This is a genomic window from Acinetobacter sp. WCHA29 (genome assembly GCF_002165335.1).
Taxonomy (GTDB): Bacteria; Pseudomonadota; Gammaproteobacteria; order Pseudomonadales; family Moraxellaceae; genus Acinetobacter.
The window spans coordinates 56,699-77,949 of the sequence record NZ_NHRQ01000009.1 but is presented as its reverse complement, the minus strand read 5'-3'; the positions used below and the strand labels follow the sequence as shown (position 1 = coordinate 77,949).

The 21,251-nt window shown below is 39.1% G+C and carries 18 protein-coding genes and 1 pseudogene; 10 read left to right on the top strand and 9 right to left on the bottom strand.

The features are described from left to right. Positions 1–32: 32 nt before the first annotated feature. On the top strand, positions 33–1,067 hold the full coding sequence (locus CDG59_RS08325; protein ID WP_087544764.1) for a DUF6160 family protein: 1,035 nt from the start codon (positions 33–35) through the stop codon (positions 1,065–1,067). A gap of 134 nt (positions 1,068–1,201) precedes the next feature. Next, positions 1,202–2,022: pseudogene (locus tag CDG59_RS15755) on the top strand (IS5 family transposase). 38 nt (positions 2,023–2,060) lie between these two features. On the opposite strand, the gene CDG59_RS08315 reads toward CDG59_RS15755, so the two are convergent. The 3 genes from CDG59_RS08315 to CDG59_RS08305 all read right to left on the bottom strand — a co-directional run bounded on the left by CDG59_RS08315 (position 2,061) and on the right by CDG59_RS08305 (position 4,401). Continuing rightward, the gene (locus CDG59_RS08315) at positions 2,061–2,990 is read right to left on the bottom strand and encodes a tRNA dihydrouridine synthase (RefSeq protein WP_087544763.1); all 930 of its coding nucleotides are present in this window, start codon (positions 2,988–2,990) and stop codon (positions 2,061–2,063) included. Positions 2,991–3,068: 78 nt separating this feature from the next. Beyond that, complete coding sequence (locus CDG59_RS08310; RefSeq protein ID WP_087536746.1) at positions 3,069–3,560, bottom strand: hypothetical protein; 492 nt, start codon at positions 3,558–3,560, stop codon at positions 3,069–3,071. A gap of 31 nt (positions 3,561–3,591) precedes the next feature. Further along, positions 3,592–4,401, bottom strand: a complete 810-nt coding sequence (locus CDG59_RS08305) for an inner membrane protein YpjD (protein ID WP_087544761.1) — start codon at positions 4,399–4,401, stop codon at positions 3,592–3,594. 147 nt (positions 4,402–4,548) lie between these two features. Here CDG59_RS08305 and ffh point away from each other — a divergent pair, with 147 nt between their 5' ends. Beyond that, positions 4,549–5,955: a signal recognition particle protein gene (gene ffh / locus CDG59_RS08300; RefSeq protein ID WP_087544760.1), complete on the top strand. Its 1,407-nt coding sequence runs from the start codon at positions 4,549–4,551 to the stop codon at positions 5,953–5,955. A gap of 129 nt (positions 5,956–6,084) precedes the next feature. On the opposite strand, the gene CDG59_RS08295 is transcribed toward ffh, so the two are convergent. After that, a complete protein-coding gene (locus CDG59_RS08295; RefSeq protein WP_087544758.1) occupies positions 6,085–6,828 on the bottom strand; it encodes a pantothenate kinase in 744 nt (247 codons plus the stop codon). Between the two features lie 14 nt (positions 6,829–6,842). Continuing rightward, entirely contained in the window at positions 6,843–7,595 is a 753-nt protein-coding gene (locus CDG59_RS08290) for a biotin--[acetyl-CoA-carboxylase] ligase (protein ID WP_087536748.1), read from the bottom strand. Between the two features lie 29 nt (positions 7,596–7,624). Between CDG59_RS08290 and CDG59_RS08285 the strand changes: the two genes are divergently transcribed. Then, on the top strand, positions 7,625–8,425 hold the full coding sequence (locus CDG59_RS08285) for a sulfite exporter TauE/SafE family protein (protein WP_087536749.1): 801 nt from the start codon (positions 7,625–7,627) through the stop codon (positions 8,423–8,425). On the opposite strand, the gene CDG59_RS08280 is transcribed toward CDG59_RS08285, so the two are convergent. Further along, complete coding sequence (locus tag CDG59_RS08280; protein WP_087544757.1) at positions 8,422–8,964, bottom strand: GTP-binding protein; 543 nt, start codon at positions 8,962–8,964, stop codon at positions 8,422–8,424. The genes CDG59_RS08285 and CDG59_RS08280 overlap by 4 nt on opposite strands. 14 nt (positions 8,965–8,978) lie before the next feature. Beyond that, the gene (locus tag CDG59_RS08275; protein ID WP_087544755.1) at positions 8,979–9,944 is read right to left on the bottom strand and encodes a hypothetical protein; all 966 of its coding nucleotides are present in this window, start codon (positions 9,942–9,944) and stop codon (positions 8,979–8,981) included. Between the two features lie 347 nt (positions 9,945–10,291). On the opposite strand from CDG59_RS08275, the gene CDG59_RS08270 reads away from it, so the two are divergent. The 4 genes from CDG59_RS08270 to ligA all read left to right on the top strand — a co-directional run bounded on the left by CDG59_RS08270 (position 10,292) and on the right by ligA (position 17,538). Continuing rightward, positions 10,292–10,987: a GntR family transcriptional regulator gene (locus tag CDG59_RS08270; RefSeq protein ID WP_004663651.1), complete on the top strand. Its 696-nt coding sequence runs from the start codon at positions 10,292–10,294 to the stop codon at positions 10,985–10,987. Between the two features lie 10 nt (positions 10,988–10,997). Next, positions 10,998–14,447 carry a chromosome segregation protein SMC gene (smc, locus tag CDG59_RS08265; RefSeq protein ID WP_087544754.1) on the top strand — a complete coding sequence of 1,150 codons (3,450 nt, stop codon included), beginning with the start codon at positions 10,998–11,000 and terminating at the stop codon, positions 14,445–14,447. Position 14,448: 1 nt separating this feature from the next. Next, the gene (locus tag CDG59_RS08260; protein WP_087544752.1) at positions 14,449–15,438 is read left to right on the top strand and encodes a cell division protein ZipA C-terminal FtsZ-binding domain-containing protein; all 990 of its coding nucleotides are present in this window, start codon (positions 14,449–14,451) and stop codon (positions 15,436–15,438) included. A gap of 72 nt (positions 15,439–15,510) precedes the next feature. Continuing rightward, positions 15,511–17,538 (top strand): NAD-dependent DNA ligase LigA, encoded by a 2,028-nt coding sequence (ligA, locus tag CDG59_RS08255; RefSeq protein WP_087544751.1) that lies wholly within the window; start codon positions 15,511–15,513, stop codon positions 17,536–17,538. A gap of 77 nt (positions 17,539–17,615) precedes the next feature. Here the strand turns inward: ligA and CDG59_RS08250 are convergent, their stop codons facing one another. After that, the gene (locus tag CDG59_RS08250) at positions 17,616–18,671 is read right to left on the bottom strand and encodes an SDR family oxidoreductase (protein WP_087544749.1); all 1,056 of its coding nucleotides are present in this window, start codon (positions 18,669–18,671) and stop codon (positions 17,616–17,618) included. Positions 18,672–19,022: 351 nt separating this feature from the next. On the opposite strand from CDG59_RS08250, the gene ftn reads away from it, so the two are divergent. Beyond that, positions 19,023–19,487 carry a heteropolymeric bacterioferritin subunit Ftn gene (gene ftn / locus CDG59_RS08245; protein ID WP_004663600.1) on the top strand — a complete coding sequence of 155 codons (465 nt, stop codon included), beginning with the start codon at positions 19,023–19,025 and terminating at the stop codon, positions 19,485–19,487. 52 nt (positions 19,488–19,539) lie between these two features. Here the strand turns inward: ftn and CDG59_RS08240 are convergent, their stop codons facing one another. After that, complete coding sequence (locus tag CDG59_RS08240; protein ID WP_087544748.1) at positions 19,540–20,118, bottom strand: peroxiredoxin; 579 nt, start codon at positions 20,116–20,118, stop codon at positions 19,540–19,542. Positions 20,119–20,313: 195 nt separating this feature from the next. Here CDG59_RS08240 and CDG59_RS08235 point away from each other — a divergent pair, with 195 nt between their 5' ends. Beyond that, positions 20,314–21,027 (top strand): hydrolase, encoded by a 714-nt coding sequence (locus CDG59_RS08235; protein WP_087544746.1) that lies wholly within the window; start codon positions 20,314–20,316, stop codon positions 21,025–21,027. The last annotated feature ends 224 nt before the right edge of the window (positions 21,028–21,251 follow it).

Below are 21,251 nucleotides of genomic sequence, written 5' to 3'. Positions count from 1 at the left end.
GTATTTTAAACATTTGTCTACGGATCAGGGCAATGAAAAAAAATAAAAAGCTAGGATGTCTATCGTTACTGCTATTAAGTCCATACTCTATAGCGATGCAACCTATGGATGACCAGAGTCTTGCTACAATGACAGGGCAAGATGGTCTGACTATTCAAGCACAAGCAAATGTTGAGTTTAAGCAGTTATCTATGATAGATAATGATGGTTTGTCATACGGTAGTGGTTCTTCATTGTATACATCGCCTGATTATACTAAAAGGGCTGGTTTAGTGATTGGAGGGCAAACGTCTTCTAGCCCTGTTCGAGTTGTAGGGCTAAATGGTTCTAGTGAAACTATTCTTGGATTCAACGCTGTAATTGATTCAGATGTTGGAACTGTTTTAAATAAAGGCGCTTTCACAAATATTGCTTTATCTTTTAAAAGTAATATCACAGGAATTCGTATTTCTCCTTTTTCTGTATATGCTGCTAGTGAAGGTACTCTCTCTGATATCATTAGTAATTCATACAGTAAAAGTACTATCTATGATAGTTCTACATTAAAACCTAAAGCAGGTTTAGTGAAAGAAATAGTAAGAGTTGGTGGTGCAAGTGGGATAGATATCGTTTTTGCCGCTAATAAACCAACAGTAAATATTCAATTAGGTGCAGCACCACAAGGACATATGATTATGTTTGGAGGTGCAATAAATTCAATTTGTGGTTCAGGTAGTGGTTGTAATATAGTTGCTGTTTCTGACTATGATGGAAGCAATAATCCATATGGTATCGGTTTTGATTTTCAATTTACGGGTTATAATAATTCACCTTTTGGGCTGACTGGTTTTTATGCTGGTATTGAGGGTAAAAATGGCACAGATTCTGGTGGGTTAGTTTTTGGGAATTCGGGAGTTTCAGACAAATTTAACTTGAGTTTAAATAACGTAATTTTAGGGCAGTCTGGAAGTCCGTCTACGACATATCCATCAAGTACTTTTAATGGATTGCCAAATGCTTCAATTGGCAGTATAGGTGCTGTAGGTGCATCAGTTACTAACTTAAAGATGAAAGTTAGTGGGATGTAATAAGTTAGTCATTTTATTAAAGCGACCTCAGTCGCTTTTTTTATCAATAGACTTCTTGCAAAAATCAAAAAACGATCAACGTTTTGTTTGTTTTTTATCCACATTAAAAAGTCATGTTCTACTATCATGAGTACATGAAATATGAAAAAGTAAAGATGCTATCAAATAGTCAGTTTAAACGACTGATTGGAATACAACCCTAAACCTTTTTAGAAATGCTTGAAGTATTAGAGTCAAGCCAAGTCAATACTCAACGAGGTAGACCTTCGAGTCTTTCACTTGAAGACCAACTGTTAATGACGCTAAGTTATTGGCGTGAATATCGCACGCTCTTTCATGTTGCTATGAGTTATGGAATCCACGAATCAACTGCGTCCAGAATTATTCATAAAATAGAAACTATTTTAATAAAATCTGATAAATTTCATTTACCTAAGAAACTACCGCATGGTGCAGGGATAGATTGGAATGTTGTTATTGTCGATGCAACTGAAATGACAATTGAGCGTCCAAAAAAAAACAGAAAAGATTCTATAGCGGTAAGAAAAAACGACATACGATCAAAGCTCAACTCATCATTCATTATGAAACGATGCAGATTATTTCATTAGGTCTTACACATGGGAGTACACATGATTTCCAGTTGTTTAAGGCTCAACGTAAAAAGCAGAGATATCAAGCCTTTATGCTGATTGATAAAGGTTATTTAGGTTTAAATCGTTTGGGGATAAAATGCCTGATGCCATTCAAGGCAAGTAAAAAGAAGCCGTTAACTTTATTACAGAAGCAAATAAATCGGGAAATTAGTAAATGTCGTATTCGAATTGAACACGTCAATGGAAAATTAAAGACCTTTAGAATTCTGGCTACACGTTACCGAAATAGGCGTAAACGCATGGGTTTACGTCTGAATTTAATTGCTGCAATTTACAACATGGAGTTGGTTAAAAAATGATTTTTGCAAGAGGTCTAATATACTCTTATTAAAAAAGGTCAGCTCTGCTTCAAGTAATTAATAATCTCATCTAGTTGTTTCTCTTTCTTTACTTTTGTCCAAAGCTCTTGGGCCTCTGGATAGGCTTTGGTCATCATACCTAACCATTGTTTATAACGACCGATCATTCCAATTTCAGTTTTGTACTGGCCACTTAAAAAACGTTGCTGGAGTTGCACTAACTTTGACCAAGAAAGGATAGCTTGATCACTATTCTCTCGAATACATAAGGTTAGATCTGGTGTAGTCACAGCACCACGTCCAATCATCAGGTCTTGGCAATTAGACTGTTCTAAACAGGCTTTGGCATCTGTATTATTCCAGATTTCACCGTTGGCAATGACATTAATTTTTAATGCTTCAGTAATCGGCTGGATTTTTTCCCAATAAGCAGGAGGCGTATAGCCATCGGCTTTTGTACGAGCATGTACGGTAAGCCAATTTGCACCAGCGTCTTCTATCGCATGTGCATTATCTAAAGTGTGGTTTTCATCTAGATAGCCCAGACGCATTTTAGCTGAAACGGGTATATGTGCAGGTACAGCATCACGAACTGCTTTAACTAAGAGGTGTACGGTTTCAGGTTCATCCAATAGAACAGAACCGCCACGATGACGATTAACAGTTTTAGCGGGGCAACCAAAATTAAGATCAATTGCTGGAGCACCGAGTTCAACAACTTTCGCGGCATTGGCGGCCAACATCTCTGGATTATTCCCAAGAAACTGTACATGCACAGGTGTGCCGGCCGCTGTCTTTCCCTCATTTTTTAATTCAGGACAAAAACTGTAGTAAATGTGGTCGGGAAGAATGCTGTCAGTAATACGGATAAACTCAGTGACACACCAATCAAAACTGCCAACATGGGTGAGCACATCACGCATAATTGGATCAGTTAAGCCTTCCATTGGAGCGAGCACAAGTTTCACGATGATTATTACCTAATGAAGCGAATACTGCGTTATACGCATTTTCAGATAGGCTGTCTACTAATGTTGGAAAAGTGTTTAAACAGATTTAATTGAAAAATTAACCCATAAGTTGTCATCATCAAAATTTTCAACAAAAAGTTTAATTTTTTGTTGAGGGTACATATTTGATGCACCTAGAACAGATTTACAATCGTTGTAGTCAACGAAACCAAAAAATTCTTCATTATATTGAACGATTACTCCTTGAGGATAAAAACAAACAATTTCGGTTTCGATCATTTCCCCGATTTTGAATTTGTTTTTTAATTCGTTCCACCGCTTTAAATATTTAGATATCGACTGATCCCAGAAATTTAAAAATTCTTCTTTTTTTATTGGAGTCAACATATCTAAGCTTTCTGAGAAATTACCTTCGGGTAAGAAGAAATTAGTTTGCTCTATGCTTAAATTTGTATTTATACATTCTGATGAGTTAACAAATATCGACTTTAAACAATAATATTCCTGATCAAATTCATATAAAGTTATCTCCCCATCTGTATCTATATATTTGTAATATGAATACAAAGTTATTCCTCAAATGGCTAAGTAGTGTTGTTCAACGTCCCAAAATCATTTCTAAAACAAACTTACTACCGATAAAACCAATTGCAAGTAAGATAAAACCTGTAATGGTAAAGCGAATTGCTTTGCGCCCACGCCAACCGAATTTGTAATGGCCAATCAAAAGCGCGCCATATAAAAACCATGAAATAATACTAAAAGCGGTTTTATGAGCAAGATGCTGAGCAAAGAAATTATCAATTGTAAAAAAGCCAAAGAGAAGTGCAGCAGTGAGTAAGCCAAAACCTGTAATAATTAAATCAAAGAGTACCGATTCCATCACTTGGAATGGTGGAAGTAAGTTAACCCAAATTCGTCTTTTTTGTTTCTTCTTAAGTTCTCTATCTTGAAACCAAAGCAATACGGAATGAATAGTTGCCATTAGTAAAACAGCATAAGCTGACAAAGAGAGGATGATATGAAGATCTAAACCTAAGCTATGTTGTTCAATGACTTGGTTTGGTTGACTAAAAGCATATCCTAAAATTAAACCAATTACGGCAACAGGAGTGCCGATTAAATTTAATGGCAAGATTGGTCGAATTAAACTTAAAATTAAACTGAGTGCTAACATCAGCCCCGAAGTAAATGACATTAGGTTAAATACATCATAATTCACGCCAATTGGTGTCATCATGTCTTGATAGAGCACCGTACTATGCAGTAGTAGCCCTAGACCAATCATAATCGAATAACACCAAAGATTTGGAGTACGTTTTGACATCAAACGTATAAACAAATACCAAAAAGAACTGGTATAGGCTACAAGTGCCAAAATTGTGTAAACCAAGGGGAGACTGATCATGTCAAACCTTTTTCAGGGGGTTGAATAATATTCACTATATAAGATGTAAATTCGCTTCGAACTACAGTATCCTATAGCATCTTACGCATAAATTTTCTATTTTAAGAAAGATTTTTTTGCAACTAGCCATTTTAAGCGGATTTCGCAATGTTTGATACCTTAACAGAACGACTCACACAGAGTTTAAGAAATGTTACTGGCTCAGGGCAGCTGACCGAAGACAATATTAAAGATACCTTACGTGAAGTACGTATGGCACTTCTTGAAGCCGATGTGGCATTACCTGTAACTCGTGAATTCATCGCGAAGGTTAAGGAAGAAGCTCTCGGTCAAGAAGTCATGACTCAGCTTTCTCCAGGTCAGGCATTTGTAAAAATTGTCTATGATGAACTCACCAAAATGATGGGTGAGGCAAATGAGACTCTAGATTTAAGTGCAAAGCCACCTGTCGTGGTTTTACTTGCAGGTTTGCAAGGTGCGGGTAAAACAACAACTGCCGCAAAATTAGCGCGTTTCCTCAAAGAGCGCCAAAAGAAAAAAGTAATGACTGTTTCTGCTGACGTCTATCGTCCAGCAGCGATTAAGCAGTTAGAAACCGTATCCAGTGAAGTTGGTGTTGGTTTTATCCCATCGCAAGCTTCAGAAAAACCAATTGATATTGTCAATCGTGCGATTGAGCAAGCAAAAATTCAATTTGCGGATGTTTTAATTGTTGATACCGCAGGACGTCTACATGTCGATGAAGACATGATGGATGAGATTAAAGAATTACACGCTGCAGTTAAGCCAACAGAGACTCTGTTTGTTGTCGATGCGATGACAGGTCAGGATGCTGCTAATACAGCAAAAGCATTTAACGATGCTTTGGCTTTGACTGGTGTTATTCTGACTAAAACTGATGGTGATGCACGTGGTGGTGCTGCGCTTTCTGTTCGTGCGATTACAGGTAAACCGATCAAGTTCTTGGGTATCGGTGAAAAACTAGATGCACTTGAGCCATTCCATCCAGATCGTGTTGCACAACGTATCTTAGGTATGGGTGACGTACTTTCTTTGGTCGAAGAAGTTGAACGCAAAATCGACAAAGAAAAAGCCGAAAAAATGGCGAAGAAATTGCAGAAAGGCGGAACATTCAACTTTGAAGATATGCTGATGCAATTTGAGCAAATGAGCAAGATGGGCGGGATGATGGGCTTCTTGGATAAGTTGCCTGGCATGAGTAACTCTGGTATTCAAGATGCGATTGCACAAGCAAATCCTGAAAAGCAAGTGAAAAAAATGGAAGCGATTATTCAATCGATGACCATTAAAGAGCGCCGTAACCCAGATTTGATGAATCCAAGCCGTAAAAAACGTATTGCTGCGGGTTGTGGTATGGACGTTGCTGAAGTGAATAAATTAATTAAGCAACAAGCTCAAATGGCGAAAATGATGAAGAAATTTGCGAATCCGTCAGGAATGAGCAAAATGTTGAAGTCATTAGGTAATATGCAAAAACAATTTGGTGGCGGTAACATGGGACCTTTATTTGGTAGTAATGAACCAAAAAAATAACCTAAAGCTCTCTAGAAAAGGCGCAAATTGCGCCTTTTTACTGAATGCCCAACTGATTTAAGCTGTTCATGCAGGGCATTTTCGCACTGAAGATGGATATACGATGTTTCCTCAGTTGTTCCAGATACTTCAAATATTGGTTAATGCTGACTTAAGTTGAACGTAATTTTTTAGTCCTTTAAGTAAGAGATCAGATTCAATCAAAGGCTGATGATGTTGCAGAAATTTGGCAAATATCTCCGCATCTCCACCTGTTAAAATCAGGTGTTTAGGTGATTGTTGCATAATTTGATCAATGGTACTAATTAGACCTAGCAAGATACCGTGATGCACAGCATCAACGGTGTTGTGTCCTGGTTTCAGATTATCGAATGCAGAGTCAGGAATTTTAATACCTTTGGTATTTTGAATGAGTGAATCTCGTTGCAAATATAAATTTGGCAGAATATAACCGCCTAAATGTTGTAACCCTTCTACTAAATCAATGGTCAGCGCTGTACCACAGCCAATCACACAAAAGTTTTGATCAGGTTTTGAAATTGCTAAGACCTGTAACCAACGATCAATCCCGAGTTGACTTGGAACATCATAACCACAACGAAGTCCTGCATAATTAGCATGTACCTGAGCGAAGATAATTGGAATTTCCAAAATATCGAGGATCATTTGAATACGTTGATTATTTTCTGTATCTAAAACAGATGAAATTCCAACCTGACTTAAATTTTGATGTCTAAAATGTTGAATTAAACCTAACAGTAAATCGGCAGGTGACTGTAAGTGTAATTCGGCAGCATGTTCAAGCACTTGATCATTTTCGGTAATCCAATACTTTAAACGGGTATTACCAATATCCAACCATAGACTTTTCATAAAATGATCACTCCTTAAATGGGTGCGAGGCGTAAACGGCCTTGATAGAAGGCTTGAACATGATCGGTTTTAATGAGTACAGCACCATCATTGGAGATGCCTTGAAAACGCCCTTGAAGCTTACCTTGCGCATGTTCAAACTCAACTTGTTGATTGAGCCATATTGCATGATGGTTAAAGCGTTCAGCTAAATTATAACTGCCATGTTCAAACCATTGAGAAGCCTGTTGAATCGCAGTGTAAAGCTCAGCAATCAGTGTTAAACGATCAGTATGAGCTAAACTGAGCATCGTCAGAGAGGTAATTGGCTGATCCGCATTTTCTACAGGGGGCGTGTTTAAGTTAATGCCTACGCCAACAATCGCTTGATGAGGGGAGAGTGGTTCAACCAAAATTCCACCCCATTTGCCTTGAGCACTATATAAATCATTTGGCCATTTAATTTGTAAACTTAGACCTTTTAAGCTTGGCATTTGTAGGATATTTAAAGCAACTTCCAGTGCAAGACGACCACCTAAAGCTGTTTTGGTTTGAATCAGTGTGCTTAAATAAATATTACCTTCAGGAGAAGACCATTGCCGTTGGTGCTGACCTCGACCTTGTGTTTGCTGTGCACTGCAAACTAATCCTGAGCTAATGCCTTTTTGTGCAATTTCACGCATATCATCATTTGTCGATGTTGTCGTCGTTTTGAGCAACACGATTTCAGGAAATTGATTTTTTGCATTAAGTAATTGCTGAAGCTGGCGAGTTGCTAAATCTTCCATTGTTTTATAAGTAGAGTGGTCATGTGTTGATGGAGTTAATCATATATTTGCTGATTGGCGCAATTGCTGGATTTACTGCAGGTTTGTTTGGTGTTGGCGGTGGATTAATTATTGTACCAATTTTATATATTGTCTTTACTCAAATGCATTATGACCCGAATGTGATCATGCATATAGCTGTGGGGACATCTCTAGCTACAATTATTGTAACATCAATTAGTTCTGTGACTGCTCACCATAAAAAAGGTGCTGTCTTATGGAATGTATTTCGTAATTTAGCACCAGGTTTGGTTTTGGGGTCTTTCTTCGGTGCAGGTGTGGCGGATTTACTCTCTGGGCAGCATTTACAGTTAATTATTGGTGTATTTGCAGTGTGGATGTCTTATAAAATGTTTAGCGGAGCGCATGCTGTTATTGATCCAAATCGCCACTTACCATCTGCACCATTACAGTTTATTGCTGGTGGTGGAATTGGGGTGGCATCTGCGATATTTGGGATCGGTGGTGGTAGCCTAACGGTACCTTATTTGAACCGTCATGGTGTGGTGATGCAAAAGGCGGTGGCAACTTCAGCGGCGTGTGGATTGCCGATTGCGATTGCTGGTGCAATCGGATTTATGTGGTTTGGTGCAAAAGAACAAATTAATGTGCCAAATACGATTGGTTATGTTCATATTTATGCTTTTCTTGGTATTAGCGCAATGAGCTTTATTACCGCTAAACTGGGAGCAAAAGTAGCACATCGCTTATCATCTGCGATGTTAAAAAAATCTTTTGCAGGCTTATTAGTTGTTGTTGGCTGCTACTTTATTTATAAAGGTTTAATTTAAGTTATCAGCCCATAATGTACTTCAATATTTGCGATCAGCGTCTCTACCAATAGCAAAACATCATCCTGTTGCCGTGCATCGATGAAAAACAGAGGGTAATTAACGCCTTGTCTTGCAAGCCAATCTCGGTACATCGAAAGCGTTCTTTCTGGTTTTTGATCAATATGAGTAATCGCAATCACAATATTATCGCCAAATGGTTTGAACGCTTCTACATACTGAGCTAGATCGAGTAGTGGATTTTCTGTGGCGTGGTCAATCATGACAATCGTACCAATTGCACCTTTGCAAATTACAGCCCAAATAAACTCAAAACGTTCTTGTCCAGGCGTCCCGTATAACCCGACTTTGACGCCATCATCTAAAGTAATCTCACCATAATCGATACCGACAGTGGTGAGCATTTTTTCATGCGATTCAAGATCAGTATTTAAAGCCTCGGTGCTGAGTACCTCAATTTCCGAGAGTGCCTTTATCGCACTGGATTTACCTGACCCCATAGTTCCACCAAAGACAATTTTATATTGTTGTATAATCATAGAGTTATCCTAGGTTAGAAGCCTAAACGGTTACGTAATCGACCAAACAATTTTTTCATAAAATTTTGTTCAGTCATATTTTGATTATTTTGCGGATGATAGTTGGCTTGATGATCTTTGATAATTTTGCCGTAATTTGCACCTAAGCTTGCTGCAACAAATTGTTTGACACGCTGTTCAGGTAATTTTAATTGGCTGGCTACAACTGAAATTTCAGCCCCTTTAGCAAAACAAGCAGCCATACGTAAAATATCTTGGCGCTCAATTTTATTTATTGGTTGTGGCCAAATCTCTAAATAGAAACTTGATGCAGAGGGGGGGCAAAGTTCATTAAAATCTTTTGATGCCCAAAGTAAATTCCATAACCATTGTTTTAAATCTTGTTGTGGAGTCTCTGTGATCCAAAGTTGGTCATTTTGTGTGGCGTAGGTGTAATTTAAGCTTGGATCTGTATGTAATGTTTGTAGCATCGGATTTTGCCAAACCCATTCGTTACGAGGGTCTGCAATTGCAATTAAACCATTGTGATCAAATAACTGAATTTTGCCATTTTTAGGATTGAGGATTTCTTGTAGAACTTCCCCGATTTGTTTCCGATGAATTGTAGTATTGGTTGCTTGAGGTGGGGATACTTTCTCTATCGCAGCATTTTTAGCTAAGCGCTCATTTAGCCATTGATGTAGTGAGTGAAGATGATTCAATGGTAGATATAGAGTGTCATCTTCGATTGAACTATTTTTATCAGCATTATTGGCAATTTGTAGAACATTAATATGGTTATTTTGGATTAAGCTTTTGATATTCGGTGAATCAAAAAAGATATGATTGATCATCAAAATATCGAGATGTGGTTCAGCAATATTGCTCCAATTGACTTGGATATGACTAGGAATAGCAGTTTGTATATGTTCTTTTAATTCATTCAATGTTCTGAGACTGAGCCCAAAAATTGCGATATTAACAGCTTGATGAAGACTCATAATGCTACTCATAATTGCTGAGCAATTCAGTAAAATTAATAAAAACGTGCTTGAATTTGTGGAATATATTATTTTATGTGATTAATATCAATAAATTTTTGGTAAATAAATTGATTTTCAGATATTCGGTTAGCGCAATTTCGTAAGCTTAACTCATTGATCTTAAACATAAGGAATTTAAATTTTTAACCAAATATTTCCTTAAAATATTGTTTTCATCTTTCGATTGACTTAAAAAGCAATAAAATTGTTAGACAATGATATAGAATTTATGCAGTGAGATCAGTTAAAACAAAAAAGCGCAAATAGCATTGGAATATGCGTATAACAACGATAGCGAGGGGATCATGAATCTCGAAGAGGCTGATAGTCTTTCTGAACAGATTGCAAAATATATTAGTGAACAAATTATTAGTGGTGAGCTGGTTGAGGGAGAGCGTATTCAAGAGCTACGTATTGCGAAAGAATTAGATGTGAGTCGAGGTTCTGTTCGTGAAGCTTTGCTACTACTAGAACGTACTTATTTAATTGAAATTTTCCCAAGACGTGGTGCAATTGTTTCTGAAATGTCAGCTCAACAAGTTAAAGCTTTGTTTGATACCAATGTCATGGTACTTGGGCATATTGTGCAACGAATTAGTGAGACTTGGAGAGTTAACGAGGCTGAACAGCTACAGACCTTATTAGATCAACTGGTTGAATTTGTACGTGCTGGGGACATTGAAAAATTCTACGATTCGATTTTTAAATATTTAGCAGATCAGCATGATATGGTGGCCAATCCCTATTTAATGCAATTTTATAAAGAACTGTTGCCTTCGTTACGTCGTAGCTACTTTTTAACCTTAAATACTTCACGTCGTGAATTACAGGAATCTTTTACCCTGTTTAAGTTAGTGATTGATGCTATTTTGATCCGAAAATCACAACAAGCCGCTTTATTTATGGAAGATTTTTGTCGACACTTACGTAACCTTGTGTTGGAATCTCTGACACGTATGAAACAGATTGAATTGGCTTGGGCTAGACGCTCACGCCGCTAGTTAGGGCAGTATGCGTTTAAGCAGTTTAAAACTTTCAGGCTTTAAATCTTTTGCCGATAGTACTACATTACATTTCAAAGCAAACCGTACTGCGGTGGTTGGACCGAACGGTTGCGGTAAATCAAATGTCATCGATGCTATTCGTTGGGTGATGGGTGAATCCAATGCACGTCAGTTGCGCGGCGGTAGTATGCAGGATGTCATTTTTACCGGAACAGCCAAACGTAAACCTGTCGGGGTTGCCAGTGTCGAACTTCGTTTTGATAATACTTATGGCAAATTAGGTGGTGCTTATAATGCTTATAGCGAGCTGGCCGTCCGTCGCCAAGTCACACGTGAAGGTAAGTCTGAATATTTCTTAAATGGCACGCGTTGTCGTCGTCGTGATATCACCGATATTTTCTTGGGGACAGGCCTAGGGCCACGTTCTTATGCGGTGATCGAACAGGGCATGATTAACCGTTTGGTCGATGCCAAGCCCGAAGAAATGCGCGTGTTTATTGAAGAAGCTGCAGGGGTTTCGCGCTATCAGGCACGCCGCCGTGAAACCTTACAGCACTTAGAACATACTGAACAGAATTTGGCGCGTTTAGACGATATTGCCGCTGAACTAAAATCCCAACTTAGAAGTTTAAAGCGCCAGTCTGAAGCCGCAATTCAATATAAGACCTTAGAAGGGCAGATTCGAACTTTAAAAATTGAAATCCTTTCGTTCCAAGCGAATCAAAGTCAGAAATTACAGCAAGAATATACTGTTGAAATGACGGCACTGGGCGAAAATTTTAAACTGGTTCGTTCTGAATCTCAAACCATTGAACATGATCTTGAAGCCACCAGTGCTTTATTCCAGCGTTTAATTCAGCAGTCTTCGCCTTTACAGCATGAATGGCAACAGGCTGAGAAAAAGCTGTCTGAATTAAAAATGACCTTGGAACAAAAACAGAGTTTATTCCAGCAAAACAGCAGTAGTTTGGTTCAACTTGAACAGCAAAAATTACAAACCAAAGAGCGTTTACAATTATCAGAGTTACAGGTCGAAACTTTAACAACTCAATTTGATGAGCAAAACGAAAGCTTACTTGCTTTAGAACAGCAGACACAAACGGCTGAGCAAAATTTTACTGATGTTCAAGCACAACATAAGCAAGCACAACAGCAATTTGAACAACTGAAAATCCAAGTCGATCAGCAACAGCAAAAAAAGTTGCAGATGGCAGCGCAAATTGAGCAGTTGGGTAAGAATGTGCTACGGATTGAGCAGCAAAAGCAGACCCTGCAAACACAAACCACTCAGATTCGTGCTCAGGTTCAGGATGATGAACAGGCGCAGTTAGAACAATTGCAGCCGCAACTGCAACAGGAAATTATTGCGTTAGAAACTGCGATTGAACAATTACAGCAGAATGTTCAGACTAAGCAAGATCAACAACAGTCGAACAAAATGGATCTGCAAAGCCTGAAAACTGAAATTCAGGTTTTATTGGCTGAACAAAAAAACCTGAATCAGCTTGTCGCAAAGCAAAGCCCGAAGCAGGATCAACATGCAGTTCGACTGATGCAAAGCCTACGTTTAAGCGCTCAAGCTAAAGCGCATGCAAGCATTATTGAGAAGTTCTTGGCTAAGTGGCTGCAAGCGCAGTTGATTGGGAATGAGCAAGCATTCCAAGAGGGTATCGCACGACAGTTAAAATCATCACAACGGCCGCCTGTTCAAGTTGCAGGACTCGCTTGTTTAAGTGATTGGATCGAAGAGCCACAATCTTCGCTTTGGGCTAATGTCGCCGTTGCAGAAGATTTAGCCGCAGCTTTGCGATATCAAGTGGATCTCCAGCAAGTACAATCGATTTTAACGCTAGATGGTTATCATGTCGGTGCCGATTGGGTGATTGCTTTGCATTACGATGAAGACAGTCAAACGGCACAGGGTATGCTCAGTCATCAAGTCCGTTTAGAGAAAATTGAACAGCAACTGGTACAGAAGCAACCGCAACTGCTTGATCTGGAACATCAGTTTTCGCAACAGCAGCAGGTGATGCAACAGCAGCAACAGCGCTTGCAGCAACAACAACAAAACCTGAAACAAAAGCAAAAAGAGTTGCAGCAACTGGATGTGCAGATTGCCAAGCTACAAAGTACCGCACAGGCTTTTGTGCTGCAACAGCAGCAACTGGCAGAGCAACTGAAACAACTGGATGTGCAGCTTGAAGAAGATGCCATGCAGCGTGATGATCTGGAAATTGATTTACATGCGCTTGCATTGAAATTAGAAGCGGTGTTGCCAAATTATAAAACCTTGCAGTTTCAGGTGGAAAACTTGAATGAGCAGTTGGATGAGCAACAACAGCAGTTGACTCAACAACAACAGCAACGTGAAGCTTTACGCCGCCAGACCTCGCAAGCCAATCAGCAAATTGAGTTGTTGGAAAAAGATATCTCGTTCCTGAAAACACAATATCGTCAAATCATTGAACAAATTGAGCAGGCCAAGAAGTTTGTTGATCCGATTCAGCTTGAGCTGCCGAACTTGGAGTCTGAATTTCACGAGCAATTCCAGCAAACAGAAAAGCTACAGAAAACATGGAATGAATGGCAGCTTGAACTCAATCAAGTACAAGAGAAACAGCAACAACTCACAGAACAACGTCATCAAGCTCAACAGAAAGACGAGCAGGTGCGTGAGCAGTTGGAACAAAAGCGTTTAGCATGGCAGGCAGCAAAATCAGATCGTGAACATTATCTGGAACAGCTGAAAGAATTAAATGCGGAAGCTTTATCTGATCTGTCGATAGAAATGAAAGATCATCAGCAAAAACTGGAAAAAGCGCAGCAGCAATTCGAGAAAATCGGTGCTGTGAATTTAGCGGCTTCACAAGAATACGAAGAAGTTTCACAGCGTTTTGATGAGCTGAGTCACCAGATGCAAGATCTGCAAAATACGGTTGATCAGCTTAAAGACGCGATGAAAAGTATTGATCAAGAAACGCGTAAGTTGTTTATGACCACTTTTGATCAGGTCAATCAAGAGTTACAACTGCTATTTCCAAAGGTATTTGGTGGTGGTGAAGCGACTTTAAGCCTTGAAGATGATTGGCAGTCGGGTGTGAAATTAATGGCGCGTCCGCCAGGTAAACGTAACAGTTCTCTGGCATTATTGTCAGGTGGTGAAAAGACCTTAACTGCTCTGGCTTTAGTATTTGCGATCTTTAGGTTAAATCCAGCACCTTTCTGTGTATTAGATGAAGTTGATGCACCACTTGATGATGCCAACGTACAGCGGTATTGTAATTTGGTAAAAGAGCTTTCTGAACAAGTGCAATTCATTTACATTACACATAATAAATTGGCGATGACAATGGCAACTGATTTACTGGGAGTGACCATGCCAGAGCCGGGCACATCAAAATTAGTGACTGTCGATTTAGAACAGGCAAAAGAATACGGGTTAGTTGCGGAGTCCTAATATGGAAATGAATACAATAATAGGCATTGTTATCGCTGTTGTGATTATGCTCGTTGGTTTGATCATGATTTTAAGAAAACCAAAACCAGTTGAGCCTTCATTAGAAGCAGATCTTCATGTTAACCCTGAAAGTCAGCAACCTGTGATTCCTCGTCATGTGCGAGATCAACTCCTACAAAGCAATGTCGCCGCTACAGTTGAACGCGTTGAACCAAGTTTTAACACGGCACCGATTGAAGCAAAAGCGCCAGTTGAAACAACTGCTGCAAAAAATATTGTAAAAGCGAGTGAAACTGATGTTGTGATTGAACCTGAGCCAGTCGTTGAGTTCACTAGGAGTGCAAATAAACAAGAGACAATTCCTGAATCGCAGTCTCAAGATGAAGTTGAAGCACTTTTAGCAACGCCAGAAAAAGCTGAGGATGAGAAAGCTGAAACAGAGCTTAGCTTAAACCCAAATATTGCAACTGTTGAAATTGAAGAATTTGATGGTGAAAGCAATATTCTGGATGTGCATCTGCATGAGCAGCAACGCTGTGATGATGAAAGTGCATTGGCGACTGCTGAACAGATCATTGCCCTTAATGTTTATCCAAACCCACGCCGTGCTTTGTCTGGTGATAAAGCTCTCAAAGTATTGTTGAAATACGGTCTGCGTTTTGGAGAGATGTCTTGCTTCCATCGTTATGAAAATACCGATGAGCCAAGCCCATTAATGTTCTCTGTATTACGTGTCACAGATAATGGACCTGCTGGTTTTGATTTGGAAAGTTTGTCGGGAGAACAAGTACAAGGTTTGGCATTTTTCCTTGCATTGCCAAACAGCAAGGCGGTGACAGGTTATGACATGATGACCAGTATCGCAGGCTTAATTGCGCGTGAGATTGATGGTAAGGTCTATGATGAAAATAATTTAGAATTTACACCGCAGTTGAAAGAACATTGGCGTCATCATGTGATTGATTATCGTCCAAATCAAGCAACCGTCTAATGAATCTTTTATAATAAATTTAGTAAAAAATTATAGGGCGGTTTTTCCGCCCTTTTATATGGTGAAATTTAAATGGAACACAACTCGGTTATTGAGCAAATGCGTCAGTTAATTCAACTGATTGCAAAACATAATCATGCTTATTATGTGATGGATCAACCTTCCATTTCTGATAGTGAATATGACCATTTATTTCATCAACTGAAAGCCTTAGAACAACAATATCCAGAATGTATTCAGGCAGATACCCCAACCAATAAAGTCGGTGGTCAAGCGTTGTCAAAATTTGAAAGCGTGACTCATGCAGTGCCGATGCTGTCTTTAGGTAATGTTTTTAATCAGGAAGACCTGTTTGCCTTTGCACGCCGTATTGATGAGCGTTTACCTAATCAAAAAGTTCAATATGAAGTTGAACTCAAGCTTGACGGTTTGGCGATTTCACTTTGGTATGAAAATGGTGTATTGGTTCGTGGTGTCACTCGTGGTGATGGCGAGACAGGTGAAGACATTACCCAAAATGTCAAAACTATTCGTAACTTGCCCAAAGTATTATCAAGTCAGCATCAAGCCATTCCAGAGTTTCTTGAGGTGCGTGGTGAAGTGCTGATGCCAAAGCAAGGCTTTGAAAAACTCAATGCCGATCAAGAAGCGAAAGGCGAGAAGACTTTTGCGAATCCACGGAATGCCGCAGCAGGAAGTCTAAGGCAGCTCGATCCAAATATCGCAGCCTCACGTCCATTGGCGTTCTATGCGTATGGTATCGCGCAGTGTGTCCCAAATCATGGTTTGGCTACGATGCACGATAGTTTGCATTGGCTGACCAAATTTGGTTTTGAAATTGCTGAACGTCAATTCTTGTGTGCTTCGATTGAAGAAGTTCAACAGCGTTATGAACAAATCCAACAAGAGCGCCCAGATCTTAAAGTCGAAATTGATGGTATGGTGATTAAGGTGGACAGCCTTAAACAGCAACAACAATTGGGTTTTTTAAGTCGTGAACCGCGTTGGGCAACAGCTTATAAATTCCCAGCACAGGCTGCGCTCACTAAAGTCGAAAATATTGACTGGCAAGTGGGACGTACTGGGACACTTACCCCAGTTGCGCGTTTAGCCCCTGTGTTTGTGGGAGGCGTTACCGTATCCAATGTGACTCTACATAATATTGGTGAAATTCATCGTTTAGATGTGCGTGTAGGCGATACTGTGAGCGTCTACCGTACTGGTGATGTGATTCCAAAAGTTGAAAAAGTTTGGGCTGAGTTTCGACCTGCCGATGCAGAGATGGTTCATCTTCCGACCAATTGTCCAGTCTGTGATTCACCTGTTGTGATGCCAGAGGGGGAAGCGTTGGCACGTTGTTCGGGTGGTTTATACTGTGCAGCACAACGGATTGAAGCGATTCGTCACTTTGTATCCCGTAAAGCCTTGGATATTGAAGGTTTGGGCGATCGTTGGGTGGAATCACTATTACATCTCGACTTACTCAAAGATGTCGCTGATATTTATCATTTGCATGAACATCGTGACACCTTATTGACCATCGAGAAAATGGGTGAAAAATCCGTTCAAAATCTGATTGATGCAATCGAAGCAAGTAAGAAAACCACCTTGGCACGTTTTATTTATGGCTTAGGTATTCGTGGTGTCGGTGAAACTACAGCACGCATGTTAGCCAATACTTTCCAAACTTTGGATGCTTTGAAAGTAGCCGATGTTGAAGCACTTAAGAAAACGCCAGATGTCGGTGATATTACAGCAGAGTGGATTGCTGACTTTTTCCAAGCACCACATAACATTGAAGTACTCGATCGTTTATCGGCAGCAGGCATTCACTGGGATGCACCAACTGCACCGACTCGTCAGCCATTGAATGGTGAGAGTTGGGTGGTGACGGGTACACTGGAAACTATGGGGCGTGATGAGGCGACACAAAAGTTACAAGCTTTGGGTGCACGTGTCAGTGGCAGTGTTTCTAGTAAAACCAAATGTGTGGTGGCAGGGGAAAAAGCGGGAAGCAAATTGGATAAAGCGCAAAAGCTTGAGATTCGCGTGATGAATGAACAAGAATTTTTGGCATTTTTAGCGCAGTATGAAAATTAATTTCTTTCTTCTCGAGTTAATTTAAAGTTGATCCTTGAGAAGAAAAAGGCGGCATGTTGATGCCGCCTTTTAATGTGTTAAATATATTTTTTAACAATCCCATCATCAAGCAATTGCTGGAAATGTTCACAAACACTTTCACGAATATTGCGATATTGAATCCCTAAATCTGTCACACTACGTTGTGAATTAAAGTAGATAGGATAACCCATATTCAGTTTTACAAATTGACGGGAATGTCCAAATACTGGTGCGATCAAGGAAAAAGCTGCTTTAGGCACGGTAAAATGTGGGAAAGGGTATCTGTAGCCAAATTTTTGCGTTAATGCCTTACCCATTTCGAGTAAGCTTAAAGTGCCACCACAAATGATATAACGACCTTGAGCTTGAGGATTTAATGCCGCAGCCACATGTGCATCGGCAACGTCACGGACGTCTACTATACCATTCCACATCGGTGGTACACCAAACAGGGTGGTACCATTGCCGAATTGTTGTAATACTTCGATACTGCCTGATTGACTTGCATCAGTGAGTGATGGCCCCATCACTAACGCAGGGTTAATGCAGACTAGACTCCAGCGATTTTGTTGCTCGGCCATTTCCCAAGCTTTACGTTCAGCCGCGACTTTTGAATATGGATAGGGTTGGTGCGTTTCACTACTCGTATTGTTCCAGTGACTTTCATCAAACTCATTATTCGCGGTATTTTGAATCTCAATCGCATCGCCATAGGTTGAGGCAATACTTGAAGTGAGAACCACACGTTTGACTGATTCTGTACGATTGACACTGTCCAGTACATTTTCTGTTCCTTTTACCGCGGGCTCAATAATGTCTTTGACCGCATCTTTATAGTTGGTCACAACAAAAGGGGAGGCAGTATGGATGACGACTTCACAACCTTGCATAGCTTCATCAAAGGAATTTGGTTCGAGTAAATCTGCTTGGTAAAACTGGATTTGTCCTGATGATTTATCTGCTAGATCATACAGGTGCTGAATTTTATTTTTCTTAGATAGATCTCGAACCGTAGCATGAACGCTATAACCCTGATTCAACAGGCGTTCGATAATCCAGCTCGCAATATAACCCGTTGCACCCGTGACCAGAATTGGCTTACTTTTATCCATTTTATTTCCGCATTGTGTTTTTGTGATTGATGTTATTTACCGAATTTTGTATAGACAAACAACAGCCGAGCAGTCATTTTTTAATCTTTTTTGATCAAAATTGCAGTGGAATAAGAAGCATTGCGAATTGTTACAAAAAATTAAACAAAGGATTTTGATTAAATTCATTGAGCTGTAAAGGTCTGTCCAATGTGCAAAGGCTTATTTTAATTAGATAAATTAGGCGAATTAAAACTGTAAATGCGTATGTTTCTCATTTTAATTTTATAAAAATCATAAACTTACATAATTTAATTTTGCAAATATGATTTAAGTTCACCATAATATTATTATTCGATAGGAGTAAATATTATGCGTGGCAATCCAGAAGTCATCGACTATTTAAATATGCTCATTGGTGGTGAATTGGCTGCTCGTGATCAATATTTAATTCATTCAAGAATGTACGAAGATTGGGGCTTAAGTAAAATTTACGAGCGTATTGATCATGAAATGCAAGAAGAAGCTTCACATGCTGATTCAATCATTCGCCGTGTTTTATTTTTGGGTGCTCAACCGAATATGAATCGTGAAGACATCAATGTGGGTACAGATGTCGTAAGTTGTTTAAAAGCTGATTTAGCACTTGAATATCATGTGCGTGAAAAACTAGCGACAGGCATTAAGCTTTGTGAAGATAAAGGTGATTACATTAGTCGTGATATGTTGCGTCAGCAGCTTTCGGACACAGAAGAAGATCATACGTATTGGTTAGAAAAACAATTGCGTTTAATTGAATTAATTGGTTTGCAAAATTATATTCAATCGCAAATTTAAGATTTTCGAATAAATAAAAAACTCAGCACCTGCTGAGTTTTTTATTTATGAATTATCTTTTAGTTTGGGATTCTTTTAAATCTTTTAATACTTGATCAGCATGCGTTTGTGTATTCACACTTGTGTAGTGATACATAATTGCACTTTGAGGATTAATCAAGAAACTCTCACGTTTGGCAATTTTTGTAATCCCGAGGTTTCTGACAATACCAAATTTTCCAGCAAGTTCGCCTTTTTCATCTGCCAAAATTGGGAAAGGTAAACCGAGCTTTTGTGAAAACTTTTGATGTGATGCAACATCGTCTAAGCTAACACCCAGCACGACTGCATTCGACTTTAAGAATTGAGGATAAAGTGATTTAAATTGATTCGCTTCTTGAGTACATCCCGCAGTGTCATCTTTAGGGTAGAAATAAAGTACAATCCACTTGCCTTTATATTGGTTTAAAGTGTGCCATTTACCACTTTGATCTTGCAGTTTAAAATCTGGTGCAGACTGTCCAACCCATTCTTTTTGAGCTGTATTTTGCTTAGAAAAAATAGAAGTTTGCGCTGTACTAAGGCTAGGGATACCAAGTAAAAAAAACAAACTGCATAAAATAATAACTTTGGACTTTGTCGTATTCATCATGTTGATCTCAAAGTGTAATAGACTCTACTTTAGCAAATTTCGAAATCATATGGGTTAGAAAATTCTTTAAAGAATTTTGATCCGTTTTATGGTGTCTTTTGAGCAAAGCATTATGAAAGGAATTGATTAGGAAAATAATGACTCGTATAAATCGGAGAGTATACTGCATTCAACTTTTTGCAATTGAGCAAGCGCGTGACTTATAGGATTCTACTCATCACAGGATGGGGAGGTGGAGCAGAATTATTAAAGCCATTACATGAGGCTTTAGAACAAAAGGGACATAGTGTTGAGCGGATTAATATTTTTAATGTCTTGAATGGTGATGTTTTACAACAGCATGTCGAACTTGCGGTTGAATATGATGTAATTATTGGATGGTCGCTTGGCGGACAACTGGCAACAATCTTGGTCAATCAAATACAACAACAATATGCTGAACAGAAAGTTTTAATCACTTTAGCATCGAATCCATGTTTTGTTGCTCAAGCAGATTGGATGACTGCTATGCCTGTTGAAAGTTTTATGCAATTTAAACAATCATTTGAACAGGATGCCATTACCACGCTAAAACGGTTTGGCTTATTGGTCTGTCAAGGTACAAGTTCGGCAAAAAAAGACTTCGTGGCTATGCAGAAATTGATTCGTCCACAACCAATTGCTTTGCTTCGGGATGGGTTGCAGTTGCTGGAGCAATTAAATCTGGTTGAAATGTATAAAAAGTATCAGGGTAAGCAGTTGCATGTCTTTGCCGAGTATGATGCTTTAGTTCCTTACCAAGTTATGCAAAAAACTAAAGATTTAGCTGCAAATAATTCATCTATCGTTTCTGTTGAAGGAGCTTCACATGGTTTTCCATGCTTTATGGTGGAGCAGACTGTGCAAATAATTGAAGATTTTATTCAATAGACGGTTTAATCTTGCTTGAATTGAGAGTTCTCGCAATATATTTTAGCTTTTGACAAGTTTAAGATAAAACCTATTTTATAGATCTAACGGAATCGTGCCGAGTACTCATCCATTTTCAGGATATGCCTTCGGCGACCTACTTTTCTTTCGGGAAAAGTAGGCAAAACCATTTGTCATCTGCAAAACCTGTTCACTTCTTTCACTTTTTCTTTTGATCTAGTGTA

Bases quoted from the DNA above. Each gene is read 5' to 3' on its own strand.
- CDG59_RS08325 (WP_087544764.1), top strand. From the start codon at position 33: ATGAAAAAAAATAAAAAGCTAGGATGTCTATCGTTACTGCTATTAAGT.
- CDG59_RS08305 (WP_087544761.1), bottom strand. From the start codon at position 4,401: ATGATCAGTCTCCCCTTGGTTTACACAATTTTGGCACTTGTAGCCTAT.
- ffh (WP_087544760.1), top strand. From the start codon at position 4,549: ATGTTTGATACCTTAACAGAACGACTCACACAGAGTTTAAGAAATGTT.
- CDG59_RS08295 (WP_087544758.1), bottom strand. From the start codon at position 6,828: ATGAAAAGTCTATGGTTGGATATTGGTAATACCCGTTTAAAGTATTGG.
- CDG59_RS08290 (WP_087536748.1), bottom strand. From the start codon at position 7,595: ATGGAAGATTTAGCAACTCGCCAGCTTCAGCAATTACTTAATGCAAAA.
- CDG59_RS08285 (WP_087536749.1), top strand. From the start codon at position 7,625: ATGGAGTTAATCATATATTTGCTGATTGGCGCAATTGCTGGATTTACT.
- CDG59_RS08280 (WP_087544757.1), bottom strand. From the start codon at position 8,964: ATGATTATACAACAATATAAAATTGTCTTTGGTGGAACTATGGGGTCA.
- CDG59_RS08275 (WP_087544755.1), bottom strand. From the start codon at position 9,944: ATGAGTCTTCATCAAGCTGTTAATATCGCAATTTTTGGGCTCAGTCTC.
- CDG59_RS08270 (WP_004663651.1), top strand. From the start codon at position 10,292: ATGAATCTCGAAGAGGCTGATAGTCTTTCTGAACAGATTGCAAAATAT.
- smc (WP_087544754.1), top strand. From the start codon at position 10,998: ATGCGTTTAAGCAGTTTAAAACTTTCAGGCTTTAAATCTTTTGCCGAT.
- CDG59_RS08260 (WP_087544752.1), top strand. From the start codon at position 14,449: ATGGAAATGAATACAATAATAGGCATTGTTATCGCTGTTGTGATTATG.
- ligA (WP_087544751.1), top strand. From the start codon at position 15,511: ATGGAACACAACTCGGTTATTGAGCAAATGCGTCAGTTAATTCAACTG.
- CDG59_RS08250 (WP_087544749.1), bottom strand. From the start codon at position 18,671: ATGGATAAAAGTAAGCCAATTCTGGTCACGGGTGCAACGGGTTATATT.
- ftn (WP_004663600.1), top strand. From the start codon at position 19,023: ATGCGTGGCAATCCAGAAGTCATCGACTATTTAAATATGCTCATTGGT.
- CDG59_RS08240 (WP_087544748.1), bottom strand. From the start codon at position 20,118: ATGATGAATACGACAAAGTCCAAAGTTATTATTTTATGCAGTTTGTTT.